The sequence below is a fragment of the Hymenobacter siberiensis genome (genome assembly GCF_018967845.1).
Classification (GTDB): domain Bacteria; phylum Bacteroidota; class Bacteroidia; order Cytophagales; family Hymenobacteraceae; genus Hymenobacter; species Hymenobacter siberiensis.
The window spans coordinates 1,545,465-1,561,761 of the sequence record NZ_JAHLZZ010000001.1 but is presented as its reverse complement, the minus strand read 5'-3'; the positions used below and the strand labels follow the sequence as shown (position 1 = coordinate 1,561,761).

Sequence of the window (16,297 nt, the reverse complement as noted above, 5' to 3'; positions counted from 1 at the left end):
ATTTAGAGTACTTCTGGTGCTAGGGATACGATTTTCATGAACTGACGCTCACGCAACTCACGGGCCACTGGGCCGAAGATACGCGTGCCGCGGGGCTCGTCGTTGTTGTTGAGCAACACGGCGGCGTTGTCGTCGAAGCGGATGTACGAACCGTCTTTACGACGAATCTCCTTCTTCACACGCACCACTACGGCCTTGCTTACGGTGCCTTTCTTAGCGTTGCCCGAAGGGATAGCCGACTTGATGGCCACCACAATCTTGTCGCCAACGCTGGCGTATTTCTTGCCCGTGCCACCCAAAACGCGGATGCAGAGGACTTCCTTAGCGCCGCTATTGTCGGCCACCGTCAGGCGAGATTCTTGCTGTATCATCGAGTTAGTTTATTTAGCGCGTTCAATAATTTCCACCAGGCGCCACCGCTTGGTTTTGCTCAGCGGACGGGTGCTCATGATGAGGACCGTGTCGCCTTCGCCGCACTCGTTTTTCTCATCGTGGGCGTGGAATTTCGTGGTTTTGGTCACGAACTTGCCGTACTTGGGGTGCTTCTGTTTCTGCACCACAGCCACGGTGATGGACTTGTCCATCTTGCTGCTCGTCACCTTGCCAGTGATTTCTTTGCGCATGTTGCGCGAAGCTTCATCAGCAGCAGTTTGGTCTTGGGTTGTTACGTCGGTTGCCATCGGAATTAAGCGGGGTTAGAGGCCTGCTCGTTGTTCCGACGAGTCTGCTCGGTGAGCAAGCGGGCGACGTTTTTACGGTTGGCCTTGAGGCGGGCCGGATTTTCCAGGGGCGAAATCGCATGAGCGAAACGCAGCTGCTGACCCGTAGCCTGCTCGGTTTTAATTTGCTCTTTCAGCGCGTCGGCGGAAAGGCCTTTGTGGTCGGTCTTGTTCTTCATGACTTAGGCGGCGTCCGTGTAGTCGCGGCGAACCACGAATGAAGTACGAACCGGCAGCTTCTGAGCCGCGAGACGCAGCGACTCTTTGGCTACTTCCAGCGATACGCCGTCCGACTCGAACATGATTTGACCCGGCTTCACGCAGGCTACCCAATACTCGGGTGAACCTTTACCCTTACCCATCCGCACTTCAGCAGGCTTCTTGGTAATGGGTTTGTCGGGGAAAATGCGAATCCATACTTGCCCTTCGCGTTTCATGGCGCGGGTCATGGCAATACGGGCAGCCTCAATTTGGCGAGCCGTAATCCAAGACACTTCCAGCGACTTGATAGCGAACGAACCGAAGTCGATGGAGCTGCCGCGGTAGGCGAGGCCTGTTACGCGACCCTTTTGCATCTTGCGATACTTGGTCCTTTTCGGTTGTAACATTTGATTTTAAATAAAGAGAGTGTTCTGTAAGAGAGAGGGTCGAACAGCCGAACATTTCGCTTCGTTCACCAAAGCGGCAAACGAAGCGAAATGACTAGGCTTGGTTCTAGCGACGCGGGCCGCGAGCGGCACCGCCAGCAGCACCACCACCTTGGGCGGGGCCGTTGCGGCGGGGACCAGCGTTGTCGCCGCGGGGAGCACCACCGCCGGCGTTGCCGCCACGGTCGTTGCCACCACGGCCACCAGCACCACCGTCACGACGCGGGCCGCGGTCGCCTTCACGACGCTCGCCACGGGGGCCACGGTCGTCACGACGTCCACCGGCATCGCCACCGGGGTTGGTGAGCTGCTGGTTGGGCGAGAGGTCGGGCTTGCCGAACACCTCACCGCGCATTACCCACACCTTAATGCCGATTTTGCCATACACGGTCTGAGCTTCCGACAAAGCGTAGTCGATATCGGCGCGCAGCGTGTGCAGCGGCGTACGACCTTCTTTGTACTGCTCCGAACGGGCAATTTCAGCACCGCCGAGACGGCCACCGCACTGAATCTTGATGCCTTCAGCACCAACACGCATTGCAGCCTGAATCGACATTTTCATGGCGCGACGGAAGGAGATACGAGCGGCCAGCTGCTGGGCGATGCTCTCGCCTACCAGCTTGGCATCCAACTCCGGACGCTTGATTTCGAAGATGTTGATTTGAACGTCTTTGCTGGTGATTTGCTTCAGCTCGTCCTTAATCTTGTCAACCTCCTGGCCGCCTTTACCAATTACCACACCCGGACGAGCCGTATTGATGGTGATGGTGATACGCTTCAAGGTGCGCTCAATCACAATGCGGCTGATGCCACCTTTCTGAATGCGAGCGTTGATGTACTTGCGGATTTTCTCGTCCTCCACCAATTTCTCGGCGAAGTCCTTGCCGCCGTACCAGTTCGAGTCCCAGCCTTTGATGACTCCCAAGCGGAAGCCAACCGGATTTACTTTCTGTCCCATATTAAATTAGGATTTGGCGTCGGCCTTAGGGTTATCGGTAGTACCAACTTGCTTTGCGTGCTCGGTGGTAGTTTCAGCTTGAGCACGAGCAGCTTTCGAACCGGCTTTCTCCACTTTCGTGTCGATTTTCAGGGTTACGTGGTTGCTGCGCTTGCGGATGCGGTGGCCACGGCCCTGGGGGGCGGGGCGCAGGCGCTTCAGCTGGCGTCCTTCGTCCACGAAGATTTCGCTGATGTAGAGGTTTGCGTCCTCAATCCGCTCTTCTTCGTTGTGCTGCTGCCAGTTGGCCAAGGCCGAAAGGAGCAGTTTCTCAATCTTCTCAGCGCCGATATTGGCTTCGAAGCGCAGCAGGCCCAGGGCCTGCGTTACCTTCTTGCCGCGCACGAGGTCGGCCACCAGTCGCATCTTACGAGGCGAGGTCGGCACATTGCGGAGTTTTGCTACTGCTTCCATCTTAGCGCTTGCCTTTATCTTTTTTGGCGACGTGACCACGGAAGTTACGAGTAGGAGCGAATTCGCCCAACTTATGTCCTACCATGTTCTCGGTCACATACACCGGGATGAACTTATTGCCGTTGTGAACAGCGAATGTGTGGCCAACGAAATCGGGGGAAATCATCGAGCGGCGCGACCAAGTCTTCACCACTGATTTTTTACCGGCCGTTTCGAGTGCCGTGACTTTCTTTTCCAGCCGGAAGTCAATGTACGGCCCTTTTTTGAGTGAACGTGCCATATATTACTTCTTGCCTTTACGGCTCACAATCAGGTTCTCCGAATACTTGTTCTTGTTACGGGTCTTCTGGCCCTTAGCCAAAATGCCGTTACGGCTACGCGGGTGACCACCCGACGATTTGCCTTCGCCACCACCCATGGGGTGGTCGACAGGGTTCATTACCACACCACGAACGCGGGGACGACGACCAGCCCACCGGTTACGGCCAGCCTTACCCATCACGGTGTTCATATGGTCGCCGTTCGACACGGTACCAACGGTAGCCATGCAGGTAACGAGGACCATGCGCATTTCGCCGGAAGGCAATTTGAGCGTGGCGTACTTCTCTTCGCGGGCTACGATTTGGGCGTAGGTACCAGCCGAGCGGGCCATGGCCGCACCCTGACCGGGCTGCAATTCGATGTTGTGGAGGATGGTACCGAGGGGAATCTCGCGCAGCGGCAAGGTATTGCCCACTTCGGGAGCCACGCCGGGGCCCGATACAATCTTCGCGCCTACCTGCATGCCGGCGGGAGCGATGATGTAGCGCTTCTCGCCGTCAGCGTAGCTGAGCAGGGCGATGCGGGCGGTCCGGTTGGGGTCGTACTCGATGGTCTTCACCGTGGCAGGCACACCGGCCTTGTCACGCTTGAAGTCCACGATACGGTACTGGGTTTTATGACCACCGCCGATGTAGCGGTTGGACATTTTACCGGAAGAGTTCCGGCCACCCGATTTGGGGAGGGAAGTCATCAAAGACTTCTCCGGGGTCGACGTTGTAATCTCGTCGAACACCGGCGCAACGCGATGGCGTTGCCCTGGGGTTGTTGGTCTGAGTTTTTTAAGTGCCATTACTAGCTAGTTGTGCTTTTGCGGCGAGAGAATCTTTTGCTGGCGAAAGGCCTAGAGGTTGCTATAGAAGTCGATTACATCGCCTTCTTTAACCGTTACAATGGCTTTTTTGCCATTGGAACGACGGCCGGAAACCTGGCCGCCTTTGGTACCTTTCGACTTGATTTTGCCGATGGTGCGCATCGTGTTGATGTCGGTTACCGTCACGCCGTACAGCGATTCGATGTCCTTCTTGATTTGCACTTTGTTGGCGGTACGCTCCACTTCGAAGGTGTAGCGACCTTTCTCGTTGAGGCCAGTGGCCTTTTCGGTAATGATGGGGCGTTTCAGCGTGCTCATTATTCGGCGGTGCTATAGAGTTCAACCAATGAAGCCATGCCGTCTTCTGAAATCAGGAGCGTGTCCGTATTCAGCAGGTCGTGGGTGTTGAGGCCGATAGGCGTCGACACTTTCACTTTCTGCAGGTTGCGGGCGCTCAGGAGCACGTTTTTATTGACCTCACCGGTCACGAGCATGGTCTTTTTGCCAGTGTTCAGCTTGAGGCCGTCCATGATGGCAACGAAGTCCTTGGTGCGGGGAGCAGTCATGGCAATGTTCTCCACGATGGAAATTTTGCCATCCTTCGCCAGGCTCGACAGGGCCGAGAGGCGTGCTACACGCTTGGTCTTCTTGTTCAGCTTGAAGCCGTAGTCGCGGGGCTGGGGACCGAACATGCGGCCACCACCAACGAACACACCCGACTTCATGCTGCCGGCGCGGGCGCCGCCCGTACCTTTTTGTTTCTTGAGCTTCTTCGTGGTGCCGTGCACCTCGTTGCGCTGCTTGGACTTGTGCGTGCCCTGGCGCTGGTTGGCCAGGTACTGCTTCACGTCCAGGTACATCACGTGCTCGTTTACTTCGAGACCGAAGATGGCGTCAGACAGGGTCACCTTGCGGCCGGTGTCTTCGCCTTTGAGGCTATATACTGCGAGTTCCATCGTATCGTCTATTTCTCGATTACCACGTAAGAATTCTTAGCACCGGGAATCGAGCCGCTCACCAGAATCAGGTTCTTGTCGCCTACTACGCGCATCACCTTCAGGTTCTGCACTTTCACGCGGTCGTTGCCCATCCGGCCACCCATGCGCATTCCTTTGAACACGCGCGAAGGCCAAGAGCAAGCACCAATTGAACCGGGGTGACGCAGGCGGTTGTGCTGGCCGTGGGTCTGGCCACCAACACCCTGAAAGTTGTAACGCTTTACAACACCCTGGAAACCCTTGCCTTTGGAAGTGCCTACTACGTCCACAAACTCGCCCTCTGCGAAGAGAGTCGCGTCGATGATAGCGCCAGCGGCGTAGGTCGATTCAGCGTCGAGGCGGAATTCAACCAATTTTTTCTTGGGAGTTGTACCGGCTTTAGCGAAGTGACCAGCCAATGCTTTGGTGGTGTTCTTCTCTTTTTTCTCGCCGTACCCAATTTGAATGGCGGTGTAACCGTCATTCGCGATAGTCTTAACCTGCGTCACTACGCACGGACCCGCTTCGATGAGCGTGCAGGGAATGTTTTTCCCATCCGGAGTGAAGAGGCTTGTCATACCGATTTTTTTACCGATGATGCCAGGCATTCTATTTGGTTATTAATGAACACTAAAAGAAAACGGCCGAGTGCCGTTTTCGCTAAGGGAGTGCAAAGATAGGAAAAAAGGCTGGGGCATCCCAATGATACAGAGAAATATTTTCTCAGTGAGGCTGTTAGCTCTTTTAGAAGGCCCCTCCCCTGCTCACTATTATCCTTGCAGGGAATTGGGAATATCAGGCGGGACGCCAAGTTGGGTCTGGGTCGTCGTGGGGTAACGAACCCTGCAGAGCCAAGAGCAGGAAGAATACCGCGAAGGCAAGGCCAATCTGCGTTTCCAGCGTGTATTCGACCAAGAAGGACAAGGCAATACTAACATACTGGGCCAATAGTAGTGGGGCGTGTTTCTTTCGGGCCCACCAGGCGGGGTAGAACAGACTCAGGCAGAATATCAGCAGCCCAATACTACCGTAGGCCGCAAGGTTATACAAGTATTGGTTGTGGGGCATGATGTAAAAATCCGACGTGAGCTGGGGGTACAACGCTGCATAGCGCTTGGCCATCTCACCTTCCAGATTTGGCTTCCCTACTCCGGTCAGCTTATTATCACGCCACACCGCAAGCGCCGCCTGGTATGAATATACCCGAGCCGAAATAGAGAAGTTCTTGCCTTCGGAGCTCTCCTGTACTTTGCTCACATCTTCCTGGGTATTGTAGACCCTATTGCGGAAAGTGGGAAAGGTGAAATAGCTTACTACTGGCAACATTATCAGCACAGTGGCCAGCACTATAGCTTTTCGCCATTGCTTTTTACCAAATGCCAACCACAACACTGCTAGTCCGCCCAAAGCATAGAAGGTCATTTCTCCGCTTCGTACGGCCAGCAAGTGTAAGAAAAGTGCCATTCCTACGATGGAAGCCTTTGCCCAGGTGCGCCACCGTGGTGCCACCGTATGATGAGCAACCAGCAGTACGGCAGCGGCAATTGCCATGGTAATCATGATGCTGAACCGGATGTGGTCCGGCTCCGTCGGCATCACTTTGGAGTGCATGTATGACTCGTTGATTTGCTGTGCATGCAGCAAATAGTTAATTGTAGCTCCCGAAGCTGCCAGCACCGTCATGGCAATAAATATCCACCACAGCCCACGCAGGTAGCGGCTGGGTAGCGGTGGCAACAACCAGAAAGAGAGCGGCAGCATCAGAAAAGGCAGCTGCATTCCCAGGTCAAACCGATATTCATCCATGTTTACCGCCTGGGTGTGAATTCCAGCCAGTAGGTGGAGTACAAATACCATTGCAATGCTTCCGAACACGGGCCACAATGAACGATTGGCAATACGCTTATGCACCAAGGCGAAAACCACACTTGTCACCGCCAGCCCTCCCATGGCAATACCCAATGCTACCCTCAGCCAATTGACCAGGAAAATACTGATGATAATGCAGGCACAGAAGAAGAAAGCTGAACGATGTAGGCGCGCAATGGAAAATACAGAAAGCATGAATGGTATATAGTGGCACCGCAAGTTCGAAAGAAAAAGCCCCACCACGACGAATCATGGTGGGGCTTTAACTCAATTAATACTGAAATCGAATCCTCAGACTTTGATTTCTACGTCAACGCCGCTGGGCAATTCCAGCTTCATGAGGGCATCAACAGTCTTCGACGAAGTCGAGAAGATGTCCACGAGGCGCTTGTAGGTACAAAGCTGGAATTGCTCCCGGCTCTTCTTGTTCACGTGGGGCGAACGCAGGACGGTGAACTTCTCCTTTTGGGTCGGCAAAGGTATCGGGCCGCTTACGATGGCACCGGTGGCCTTCACAGCTTTCACGATTTTCTCGGCCGATTTGTCTACGAGGTTGTGGTCGTAGGACTTCAGCTTAATGCGAATTTTCTGGTTCATTGGGGGTTTTGGTCCGATTGACCAAGTTAGTGACCGGTATTATTTACTTCCTTTTACTTTAGCGATGATGGCTTCGGCCATGTTGGTCGGCACCTGCTCGTAGTGCGAGAACGTGAGCGAAGCCGAAGCCCGACCCGACGAAATCGTACGGAGTGCAGTTACGTAGCCGAACAGCTCCGACAACGGAACGTCAGCCTTAATCAGTTGGGCACCGCCTTTGGTGTCCATGCCTTTCATCAGACCGCGACGACGGTTCAAGTCACCAGTTACGGGACCCGTATACTCGTCGGGGCACACCACTTCCACGCTCATGATAGGCTCGAGCAATTTCGGACCAGCCTGGCGGGCAGCTTCGCGGAAACCACCACGGGCGGCGAGTTCGAACGACAGGGCGTCCGAGTCAACGTCGTGGAAGGAACCGTGGTAGAGACGCACTTTCATGCCCTCAATCGGGAAGCCGGCCAACGGACCTTGCTTCATGGCTTCTTCAAAACCCTTCTGGATGGGGGCAATGAATTCGCGGGGGATAACACCGCCCACAATGGCATTATCGAACTCGAAGCCGGGCTTTTCCGGGTCGGTCTCTTTCGGACCGAGCTCAAACACGATGTCGCCGAATTTACCGCGGCCACCGGTCTGCTTCTTGTAGGTTTCGCGGTGGTCGACTTTCTTGGTGAGAATCTCCTTGTAAGCCACCATCGGGGCACCCTGGTTAATTTCCACTTTGAATTCACGACGCATACGGTCGATGATGATTTCAAGGTGTAGCTCACCCATGCCACGGAGAACGGTCTGGCCCGTTTCAGGGTCGGTGTTCACTTTCAGCGTGGGGTCTTCCTCGATGAGCTTGGCGATGGCCATGCCCATCCGGTCAACGTCAGCTTGGGTTTTTGGCTCAATAGCGTAGCCAATTACCGGCTCGGGGAAGCTCATCGACTCGAGGACGATGGGGTGCTTCTCTTCGCTCAGCGTATCGCCGGTGCGGATATCCTTGAAACCAACACCTGCCGCAATGTCGCCCGCCTGGATTTTGTCAATCGGGTTCTGCTTGTTGGAGTGCATCTGCATGAGGCGCGAGATACGCTCCTTTTTGCCGGTGCGGTTGTTGAGCACGTACGAGCCAGCATCCAGCACGCCGCTGTAGCAGCGGAAGAAGCACAGACGGCCTACGAACGGGTCGGTAGCAATTTTAAACGCCAGTGCGGTGAAAGGCTCCGTGTTATCGGGGTGACGCTCAATTTCGGCCCCGGTGTCGGGGTCGGTACCGATGATGGCGGGCATGTCGAGGGGCGACGGCAGGTAGGCCATAACGGCATCCAGCATCGTCTGCACACCCTTATTTTTGAAGGCTGAGCCGCACAATACGGGCGAGAACTTCATGTCGATAACCGCCTGGCGGATAACAACCATCATTTCCTCTTTCGTAATGGAATCGGGGTTGTCGAAGAATTTCTCCAGCAACGCGTCATCATACTCGGCTACGCTCTCAACGAGCTTCTGACGCCACTCGGCTACCGTCTCAACGAGGTCCTCAGGAACGGGGATTTCGCTGTACGACTTACCTTCGGTAGCATCGTCCCATACAATGGCTTTGCCAGTGAGCAGGTCAACTACGCCTTTGAAAGTATCTTCAGCGCCAATCGGAATCTGCAGCGGCACGGGGTTAGCACCCAGCTTCTCCTTAATTTCGTTAACGGCCTTGAAGAAGTCGGCACCGGCGCGGTCCATCTTGTTCACGAAGCAGATACGGGGCACGCTGTACTTGTCAGCCTGACGCCATACGGTTTCCGACTGCGGCTCAACGCCCGAAACGGCGCAGAACAATGCCACGGCACCATCGAGCACACGCAACGAACGTTCTACTTCTACCGTGAAGTCAACGTGGCCGGGGGTGTCAATGAGGTTGATTTTGTACTGGTGGGTATCCGGCGTGGGGTCACCCTTCACGTCGGTGGGGTAGTTCCAGAACGTGGTGGTGGCAGCCGAGGTAATCGTGATGCCGCGCTCCTGCTCCTGCTCCATCCAGTCCATCGTGGCGGCACCATCGTGCACTTCCCCGATTTTGTGGGTTTTACCCGTGTAATACAGAATACGCTCCGACGTCGTGGTCTTACCGGCGTCGATGTGCGCCATAATCCCGATGTTACGGAGGTATTGAAGTTCTTTGTTAACGGCCATGATTTTGGTTAAGGCTTATAAATTTGGGGTCTCAGGTCTTGGGCCGTTTAACAGAACAATCCGTCAAATAAATCCAAGTCCCTAAGACCCCAAACTCAAATTTCCAGTTTAGAAACGGAAGTGCGAGAAGGCCTTGTTGGCCTCAGCCATGCGGTGGGTGTCGTCTTTCTTCTTAACGGCAGCACCTTCACCTTTAGCAGCGGCGATAATTTCGCCAGCCAGCTTATCCTTCATGGTCTTCTCACCACGACGACGAGCGTACTGAATCATCCACTTGGCACCCACCGAGATGCGGCGGTCAGCACGCACTTCAATCGGAACCTGGAAGGTGGCACCACCTACGCGGCGGCTCTTTACTTCCACGGTGGGCATCACGTTGTTCAACGCTTTGCGCCACATTTCGAGGCCGCTCTCCTTGGTGCGCTGCTCCACGAGGTCACAGGCATCGTAGAAAATGGTGTACGCCAGGTTTTTCTTACCATCGTACATCATGTAGTTCACAAAGCGGGTTACCAGCGTCTCCTTGTACTTAGGGTCCGGCAGCAAGATGCGCTTTTTTGGTTTTGACTTTCTCATGAGTTTATTTAGTTGTCAGTTGTTAGCTGCTAATTGTCAGTCATTGAGGACATTAATTCCCTTCAAACTGTCAATTAGCAACCGACAACTAATAAATTACTTTTTCTTCTTAGCGGGTGCACCCTTCGCTGCTGCGGCGGGCTGACCGGGCTTCGGACGCTTGGCACCGTACTTAGAACGACGCTGGGTCCGGCCGCTTACACCGGCGGTGTCCAGGGCGCCACGGATAATGTGGTAGCGAACACCTGGCAAGTCTTTAACCCGGCCACCACGAATCAGCACGATGCTGTGTTCCTGGAGGTTGTGGCCTTCACCGGGGATGTATGCGTTTACTTCCTTACCGTTGGTAAGGCGCACACGGGCCACTTTGCGCATAGCCGAGTTCGGCTTCTTAGGCGTGGTGGTATACACACGAGTGCATACGCCCCGACGCTGCGGGCACGAATCAAGGGCGGGCGACTTCGACTTGGTAGTCAAAGCCTCACGGCCTTTCCGTACTAACTGATTGATGGTTGGCATTTAAGGAATGGTTTGTTGGGAGCCGTTTGCCCCTAAAATTTGGCTTGCAAAGGTAAGATTATTTCGCCGCAATAGCAAACAGCGTGAGGATGTTAATTTTCAGATAGCTGCGGAATTATCCTCGCGGGTCACCTCACCCCCGGCCCCTCTCCAAAAGAGAGGGGAGCCTGACGCCATAAGAAGCAAGACCGGTGCCCCCTCTTTTTTGGAGAGGGGGTCAGGGGGTGAGGTTGACGGCTGGGCAGCAAAAAGCACCTCCATTATTGCATGAAGGTGCTTATGCATCCTAATTATCTGTCTCACCCTACGCCTCACCTACCGCGCCGCCGAAGTTCATCGGGTAGCTCGGGGCTTCGTTCTGCATCTTAATAGGGCCAAAGGCGGCTTCAAACCGCTCGATGTTCTCGGTGAGGGCTTGCAGCAGGCGCTTGGCGTGCTCGGGCGTGACGACGATGCGCGCCTTCACCTTGGCCTTGGGCAGGCCGGGCATCATGCGGATGAAGTCAATCACGAACTCGCTGTTGCTGTGCGCAATCATGGCAAGGTTGGCGTATTCGCCCTCGGCCATGGCTTCGGAAAGCTCGATATTGATGGCGTTGGGGTCCGGATTTTGGTCGGTTGGTTGCATTTGAATGGCTTTATAAACTTAGATGTTTGGCTTTATCAATATTTGCAAACAGCTCTACCGCCTGTCCACATAATGAAAATTCTTGTGCCCATCCTGCACTTCAATCTTCGTGATATCGCGCAATGGAATGACATTCATTAAACCTAGCATAAAGGTCGAAGGACTACCAATAACTGCGCTGTCTTTTATAAAAAGGCGGTCAAAATACATGATATTCCTTTTGCCATTGTGGGTGAAGCGAACCTCAATTGAAGGGCTATTTTGCAGAGTTACTTCCTTATTATTAGAGTCAACACACTTGATTATCGGAATTCTGCCGACGTTTGCAAGGTAGCTTATCGGCATTCCATAAGGTCCACTTACTCTTACTTGTTGCAGACTGTTCATGTCTACTCCAGCAAACTGCTGCCGAAAACTTTGAACCGGAATCTGGAAGGTCGTGCATCCTGTGAAACTCAAAGCTCCCGTTAGAAGCACCAGAGCAACGCTTAATCGGTTTTTCATTTTAGTCTTGCTCATATAACTGGAATGCAATAAACAAAAAAAGCCGACCGGGATACCCCAGTCGGCTTTTCCATTACAAACCTACGGCGGATTACTCAGCCGACACTTCGCGCTTGCCAGCACGGCTGGGGCGCTTGGCGGGAACGGCAGCTTCGGCTGCTTGCGCGGCTTGGGCAGCTTCCATCTCTTCTTTCGAGCCGACAATCTGACGCGTGTATTCGCGCAGACCGGTACCGGCCGGGATGAGGTGACCGACGATTACGTTCTCCTTCAGGCCCAGCAGCTGGTCGGCCTTGCCGCGGATGGCGGCTTCGCTCAACACCTTGGTCGTCTCCTGGAAGGATGCGGCCGAGATGAACGAAGCAGTACCAAGCGACGCCTGCGTGATGCCTTGCAGCGTGGGGCGCGAAACCGAAGGCTGCGCGTCGCGCACTTGCACGAGGGTGAGGTCGCGGCGTTTCAGGCTGCTGTTCTCGTCGCGGAGGCGACGGGCTGTCACAATCTGACCGGGCTTCATGTTGCTCGAATCACCGGCTTCGGTCACCACTTTCATGTCGATAATCATATCGTTCTCGGCCATGAAGATGATTTTATCAATCACCTGATTTTCGAGGAACGACGTGTCACCGGCATCCAGAATCACAACTTTCTGCATCATCTGGCGGACTACCACCTCGATGTGCTTGTCGTTGATTTTCACACCCTGCAAGCGGTACACTTCCTGAATCTCGTTCACGAGGTACTCCTGCACGGCACCGGGGCCCTGAATGCTCAGGATGTCCGAAGGCGTGATGGCACCATCCGACAGCGGCATGCCGGCGCGGATGAAGTCGTTGTCCTGCACCAGAATGTGCTTCGACAGCGGCACCATGTATTTCTTCTTGACACCGTCTTTCGACTCAACGTAGATTTCACGGTTGCCGCGTTTCACGGTGCCGTAGGTTACCACGCCGTCGATTTCCGATACCACGGCGGGGTTCGACGGGTTCCGGGCTTCGAAAAGCTCCGTTACCCGCGGCAGACCACCGGTGATGTCGCGGGTCTTGCCCACCGAGCGAGGAATCTTGGCGAGGATGTGACCAGCCGTGATTTTCTCGTTGTTCTCGACGTTCAAGTGCGAGCCCACCGGAATGCTGTAGCCCTTCTGACCTTCGGCATCGCCCTTTTTGCCGGGGCGGATGATGATGGACGGGTTCTGGTCCTTCGCCTTCGACTCCATGATTACCTTCTCGCGGTGACCGGTCTGTTCGTCCGATTCCTCACGGTAGGTCACGCCTTCCGTGATGGCATCGAACTGCACGGTACCATCAAACTCGGCCAAAATAACGGCGTTGTAGGGGTCCCAGTTGTTCAGCTCGGTGCCTTTCTCCACTTCCTGGCCTTCCGTTACGAGCATGAAAGAGCCGTAGGGAACGTGGTTGGAAGTGAAGACGCGGCCCGTGCCTTTCTCCACGATGCGAACTTCACCCGAGCGGCCCATTACCACGGCACCTTTCACGCCTTCCGGCGTCATGGTTGCTACGGTACGAACGTCCTCGAACTCCACCACACCAGCGAATTTGGCTTTGATGTTCGACTCCACGGCGATGTTAGAAGCCGTACCACCTACGTGGAAGGTACGCAGGGTGAGCTGCGTACCAGGCTCACCAATCGACTGAGCGGCGATAACACCTACTGCCTCGCCACGCTGCACCATGCGGCCCGAAGCCAGGTTGCGGCCGTAGCACTTGGCGCAGATACCGCGCTTGCTTTCGCAAGTCAGCACCGAGCGGATTTCCACCGATTCAATGCTAGTGGCATCAATACGACGGGTCGTGTCTTCCTTGATTTCGGAACCCGAAGTCAGGAGTACTTCGCCGGTCAGCGGGTCAATGATATCGTGCACCGTTACACGGCCCAGGATACGCTCGGCCAGCGGCTCCACGATGTCTTCGTTGTCTTTCAACGCAAAGGTTTCGATACCGCGCAGCGTGCCGCAATCCGGCTCGTTCACGATTACATCCTGCGAAACGTCTACCAGACGACGGGTTAGGTAGCCGGCGTCAGCCGTCTTCAGAGCCGTGTCAGCCAGACCTTTACGGGCACCATGCGTCGAGATAAAGTACTCGATTACGTCAAGGCCTTCTTTGAAGTTCGACAGAATCGGGTTTTCGATAATCTCGCCAATCGAACCTTGCAGCGACTTCTGCGGCTTGGCCATCAGGCCACGCATACCGCCCAGCTGACGAATCTGCTCGCGCGAGCCACGGGCTCCCGAGTGCATCATCATGTAGATGGAGTTGAAGCCCTGGTCCTCCTTTTCCAGGCGGCCCATCAGCGTCTCCGTAATCTGGTTGTTGATGCGCGTCCAGATGTCAATAACCTGGTTGTAACGCTCGTTATCCGTAATCAGACCCATCTGGTAGTTCTGGGTTACGGCCTTCACGTCGTTCTGCGCCTGCTTTACCAGCACGTCCTTCTCCATCGGGATTTTGATATCACCGAGGCCCATGCTCAGGCCGCCTTTATAGGCCGACTGGAAGCCAAGAGTCTTGATTTCGTCTAGGAACTGCGCCGTACGAGCCATGCCCGTGCGCTTGAACACCGTCGAGATGATTTGCTGGAGCTTCTTCTTGGTCAGCAGCTCATCCACGAAACCTACTTCTTCCGGCACGAGCTGGTTGAACAGCACGCGGCCGGCTACGGTATCGACGATTTTGGTTACCAAGTCGTCGTTTTCGTCCCGAATCTGCGTCCGTACCTTGATGAAAGCGTGCTTCGAAAGCTGGCCTTCGTTGATGGCGATAACAACTTCTTCGTCCGAATAGAATACCCGGTCTTCACCGACAATCTTCTCGTTTTCGGTGCTGCGCTTGCCTTTGGTAACGTAGTACAGACCCAGAACCATGTCCTGCGACGGCACCGCGATGGGCGCGCCGTTGGCGGGGTTCAGGATGTTGTGCGAAGCCAGCATGAGCATGGAGGCTTCCAGGATAGCGGCCGGGCCGAGGGGCACGTGCACAGCCATCTGGTCACCGTCAAAGTCAGCGTTGAAGGCCGTACAAACGAGGGGGTGCAGCTGGATAGCCTTGCCCTCGATGAGGCGCGGCTGGAATGCCTGGATACCCAGACGGTGAAGCGTAGGAGCCCGGTTGAGCAGCACTGGGTGGCCTTTCAGCACATTCTCCAGGATGTCCCATACCACAGCGTCCTTGCGGTCCACAATTTTCTTAGCCGACTTTACCGTCTTCACAATGCCGCGCTCGATGAGCTTGCGGATGATGAACGGCTTGAACAGCTCGGCCGCCATGTTCTTGGGCAGGCCGCACTCGTGCAGCTTCAGCTCAGGACCAACCACAATTACCGAACGACCCGAATAGTCGACACGCTTACCGAGCAGGTTCTGACGGAAACGGCCCTGCTTGCCTTTCAGCATGTCGGACAGCGACTTCAGGGCGCGGTTGCCTTCGGCGCGCACGGCGTTCACCTTGCGCGAGTTGTCGAACAGGGAGTCAACGGCTTCCTGCAGCATGCGCTTCTCGTTCCGCAGAATCACTTCAGGAGCCTTGATTTCAATCAGGCGCTTGAGGCGGTTGTTACGGATGATAACGCGACGGTACAAGTCGTTCAAGTCGGAAGTGGCGAAACGGCCACCGTCGAGCGGAACGAGGGGACGCAGTTCCGGGGGAATAACGGGCACCATGCGGATAACCATCCACTCGGGGCGGTTTTCCACGCGGGTAGCGGCATCACGGAAAGCTTCCACTACGCGCAGACGCTTCAAGGCTTCCGCCTTACGCTGCTGCGAAGTCTCGTGGGCAGCAGAGTCACGCAGCGAGTAGCTCAGCTCGTCCAGGTTGATGCGCTCCAGCAGCATGTGCAGAGCATCAGCACCCATGCGGGCGATGAACTTGTTGGGGTCCTCGTTGGGCAGCATCTGGTTCTCGCGGGGGAGCTTATCGATGATGTCCAGGTACTCGTCTTCGGTGAGGAAGTCGAGAATCTGTACGCCTTCTTCCGCCAGCGAGCCGGGCTGTACGACTACGTACCGCTCGTAATAGATAATCTGGTCGAGCTTCTTGGTGGGCAGGCCCAGCAGGTAGCCAATTTTGTTAGGCAGCGACTTGAAGTACCAGATGTGGGCAACGGGCACCACCAGCTCGATGTGGCCCATGCGCTCACGACGCACTTTCTTCTCGGTCACCTCCACGCCGCAACGGTCGCAGATAATGCCCTTGTAACGAATCCGCTTGTACTTGCCGCAGTGGCACTCCCAGTCCTTCACGGGACCGAAAATGCGCTCGCAGAACAGACCACCCATCTCGGGCTTGTACGTGCGGTAGTTGATGGTTTCAGGCTTCACCACTTCGCCGGTGCTACGCTCCAGAATTGCTTCGGGCGAGGCCAGCGAAATCGTGACTTTGGAGAAGTCCTGAACTACTTTCTTGTTTTTTGCGAAAGCCATTTGATTGGGGTTAAGCTAGTAGCTGTTGGCTTTGAGCTGCCTGATTCTTCGCCGTTCGCCAGAAGGGCGCAAGAGAATCAGAACAGGTTGACACTT

19 protein-coding genes are annotated in these 16,297 nt (G+C 55.1%); all 19 read right to left on the bottom strand.

Going from position 1 to position 16,297, the window contains the following annotated elements:
* Positions 1 to 2: 2 nt before the first annotated feature.
* The 19 genes from rplN to rpoC all read right to left on the bottom strand — a co-directional run bounded on the left by rplN (position 3) and on the right by rpoC (position 16,201).
* Positions 3 to 371: a 50S ribosomal protein L14 gene (gene rplN / locus KQ661_RS06650; protein ID WP_188561967.1), complete on the bottom strand. Its 369-nt coding sequence runs from the start codon at positions 369 to 371 to the stop codon at positions 3 to 5.
* 9 nt (positions 372 to 380) lie between these two features.
* Positions 381 to 680, bottom strand: coding sequence for a 30S ribosomal protein S17 (gene rpsQ / locus KQ661_RS06645; RefSeq protein ID WP_168672178.1), 300 nt, complete (start codon positions 678 to 680; stop codon positions 381 to 383).
* A gap of 5 nt (positions 681 to 685) precedes the next feature.
* On the bottom strand, positions 686 to 898 hold the full coding sequence (gene rpmC / locus KQ661_RS06640) for a 50S ribosomal protein L29 (RefSeq protein ID WP_035567897.1): 213 nt from the start codon (positions 896 to 898) through the stop codon (positions 686 to 688).
* Positions 899 to 901: 3 nt separating this feature from the next.
* The gene (gene rplP / locus KQ661_RS06635) at positions 902 to 1,327 is read right to left on the bottom strand and encodes a 50S ribosomal protein L16 (protein ID WP_035567899.1); all 426 of its coding nucleotides are present in this window, start codon (positions 1,325 to 1,327) and stop codon (positions 902 to 904) included.
* Between the two features lie 106 nt (positions 1,328 to 1,433).
* Positions 1,434 to 2,324, bottom strand: coding sequence for a 30S ribosomal protein S3 (gene rpsC, locus KQ661_RS06630; RefSeq protein ID WP_092676431.1), 891 nt, complete (start codon positions 2,322 to 2,324; stop codon positions 1,434 to 1,436).
* A gap of 6 nt (positions 2,325 to 2,330) precedes the next feature.
* Positions 2,331 to 2,777, bottom strand: coding sequence for a 50S ribosomal protein L22 (rplV, locus tag KQ661_RS06625; RefSeq protein WP_216685964.1), 447 nt, complete (start codon positions 2,775 to 2,777; stop codon positions 2,331 to 2,333).
* 1 nt (position 2,778) lies between these two features.
* Positions 2,779 to 3,057, bottom strand: coding sequence for a 30S ribosomal protein S19 (gene rpsS / locus KQ661_RS06620; RefSeq protein ID WP_068191730.1), 279 nt, complete (start codon positions 3,055 to 3,057; stop codon positions 2,779 to 2,781).
* A gap of 3 nt (positions 3,058 to 3,060) precedes the next feature.
* Entirely contained in the window at positions 3,061 to 3,888 is an 828-nt protein-coding gene (gene rplB / locus KQ661_RS06615; RefSeq protein ID WP_168672182.1) for a 50S ribosomal protein L2, read from the bottom strand.
* A gap of 51 nt (positions 3,889 to 3,939) precedes the next feature.
* Positions 3,940 to 4,227 carry a 50S ribosomal protein L23 gene (gene rplW, locus KQ661_RS06610; RefSeq protein WP_216679907.1) on the bottom strand — a complete coding sequence of 96 codons (288 nt, stop codon included), beginning with the start codon at positions 4,225 to 4,227 and terminating at the stop codon, positions 3,940 to 3,942.
* The gene (rplD, locus tag KQ661_RS06605) at positions 4,227 to 4,865 is read right to left on the bottom strand and encodes a 50S ribosomal protein L4 (protein ID WP_168672184.1); all 639 of its coding nucleotides are present in this window, start codon (positions 4,863 to 4,865) and stop codon (positions 4,227 to 4,229) included. The genes rplW and rplD overlap by 1 nt, the downstream gene beginning before the upstream one ends.
* Positions 4,866 to 4,873: 8 nt before the next feature.
* Complete coding sequence (gene rplC / locus KQ661_RS06600) at positions 4,874 to 5,494, bottom strand: 50S ribosomal protein L3 (protein ID WP_216679906.1); 621 nt, start codon at positions 5,492 to 5,494, stop codon at positions 4,874 to 4,876.
* Positions 5,495 to 5,681: 187 nt separating this feature from the next.
* Positions 5,682 to 6,950 (bottom strand): O-antigen ligase family protein, encoded by a 1,269-nt coding sequence (locus KQ661_RS06595; protein ID WP_216679905.1) that lies wholly within the window; start codon positions 6,948 to 6,950, stop codon positions 5,682 to 5,684.
* Positions 6,951 to 7,046: 96 nt separating this feature from the next.
* On the bottom strand, positions 7,047 to 7,352 hold the full coding sequence (gene rpsJ, locus KQ661_RS06590) for a 30S ribosomal protein S10 (RefSeq protein WP_035567915.1): 306 nt from the start codon (positions 7,350 to 7,352) through the stop codon (positions 7,047 to 7,049).
* A 39-nt stretch (positions 7,353 to 7,391) separates the two neighbouring features.
* Entirely contained in the window at positions 7,392 to 9,530 is a 2,139-nt protein-coding gene (gene fusA, locus KQ661_RS06585; RefSeq protein ID WP_216679904.1) for an elongation factor G, read from the bottom strand.
* Between the two features lie 108 nt (positions 9,531 to 9,638).
* Complete coding sequence (gene rpsG, locus KQ661_RS06580) at positions 9,639 to 10,106, bottom strand: 30S ribosomal protein S7 (RefSeq protein ID WP_035567919.1); 468 nt, start codon at positions 10,104 to 10,106, stop codon at positions 9,639 to 9,641.
* Positions 10,107 to 10,202: 96 nt separating this feature from the next.
* Entirely contained in the window at positions 10,203 to 10,625 is a 423-nt protein-coding gene (gene rpsL, locus KQ661_RS06575) for a 30S ribosomal protein S12 (RefSeq protein WP_035567920.1), read from the bottom strand.
* Positions 10,626 to 10,929: 304 nt separating this feature from the next.
* A complete protein-coding gene (locus tag KQ661_RS06570; protein ID WP_035567389.1) occupies positions 10,930 to 11,253 on the bottom strand; it encodes a DUF3467 domain-containing protein in 324 nt (107 codons plus the stop codon).
* Between the two features lie 54 nt (positions 11,254 to 11,307).
* On the bottom strand, positions 11,308 to 11,772 hold the full coding sequence (locus tag KQ661_RS06565; protein ID WP_216685963.1) for a hypothetical protein: 465 nt from the start codon (positions 11,770 to 11,772) through the stop codon (positions 11,308 to 11,310).
* Between the two features lie 76 nt (positions 11,773 to 11,848).
* The gene (gene rpoC / locus KQ661_RS06560) at positions 11,849 to 16,201 is read right to left on the bottom strand and encodes a DNA-directed RNA polymerase subunit beta' (RefSeq protein WP_216679902.1); all 4,353 of its coding nucleotides are present in this window, start codon (positions 16,199 to 16,201) and stop codon (positions 11,849 to 11,851) included.
* Between the last annotated feature and the right edge of the window lie 96 nt (positions 16,202 to 16,297).

Bases quoted from the DNA above. Each gene is read 5' to 3' on its own strand.
- rplN (WP_188561967.1), bottom strand. From the start codon at position 371: ATGATACAGCAAGAATCTCGCCTGACGGTGGCCGACAATAGCGGCGCT.
- rpsQ (WP_168672178.1), bottom strand. From the start codon at position 680: ATGGCAACCGACGTAACAACCCAAGACCAAACTGCTGCTGATGAAGCT.
- rpmC (WP_035567897.1), bottom strand. From the start codon at position 898: ATGAAGAACAAGACCGACCACAAAGGCCTTTCCGCCGACGCGCTGAAA.
- rplP (WP_035567899.1), bottom strand. From the start codon at position 1,327: ATGTTACAACCGAAAAGGACCAAGTATCGCAAGATGCAAAAGGGTCGC.
- rpsC (WP_092676431.1), bottom strand. From the start codon at position 2,324: ATGGGACAGAAAGTAAATCCGGTTGGCTTCCGCTTGGGAGTCATCAAA.
- rplV (WP_216685964.1), bottom strand. From the start codon at position 2,777: ATGGAAGCAGTAGCAAAACTCCGCAATGTGCCGACCTCGCCTCGTAAG.
- rpsS (WP_068191730.1), bottom strand. From the start codon at position 3,057: ATGGCACGTTCACTCAAAAAAGGGCCGTACATTGACTTCCGGCTGGAA.
- rplB (WP_168672182.1), bottom strand. From the start codon at position 3,888: ATGGCACTTAAAAAACTCAGACCAACAACCCCAGGGCAACGCCATCGC.
- rplW (WP_216679907.1), bottom strand. From the start codon at position 4,227: ATGAGCACGCTGAAACGCCCCATCATTACCGAAAAGGCCACTGGCCTC.
- rplD (WP_168672184.1), bottom strand. From the start codon at position 4,865: ATGGAACTCGCAGTATATAGCCTCAAAGGCGAAGACACCGGCCGCAAG.
- rplC (WP_216679906.1), bottom strand. From the start codon at position 5,494: ATGCCTGGCATCATCGGTAAAAAAATCGGTATGACAAGCCTCTTCACT.
- KQ661_RS06595 (WP_216679905.1), bottom strand. From the start codon at position 6,950: ATGCTTTCTGTATTTTCCATTGCGCGCCTACATCGTTCAGCTTTCTTC.
- rpsJ (WP_035567915.1), bottom strand. From the start codon at position 7,352: ATGAACCAGAAAATTCGCATTAAGCTGAAGTCCTACGACCACAACCTC.
- fusA (WP_216679904.1), bottom strand. From the start codon at position 9,530: ATGGCCGTTAACAAAGAACTTCAATACCTCCGTAACATCGGGATTATG.
- rpsG (WP_035567919.1), bottom strand. From the start codon at position 10,106: ATGAGAAAGTCAAAACCAAAAAAGCGCATCTTGCTGCCGGACCCTAAG.
- rpsL (WP_035567920.1), bottom strand. From the start codon at position 10,625: ATGCCAACCATCAATCAGTTAGTACGGAAAGGCCGTGAGGCTTTGACT.
- KQ661_RS06570 (WP_035567389.1), bottom strand. From the start codon at position 11,253: ATGCAACCAACCGACCAAAATCCGGACCCCAACGCCATCAATATCGAG.
- KQ661_RS06565 (WP_216685963.1), bottom strand. From the start codon at position 11,772: ATGAGCAAGACTAAAATGAAAAACCGATTAAGCGTTGCTCTGGTGCTT.
- rpoC (WP_216679902.1), bottom strand. From the start codon at position 16,201: ATGGCTTTCGCAAAAAACAAGAAAGTAGTTCAGGACTTCTCCAAAGTC.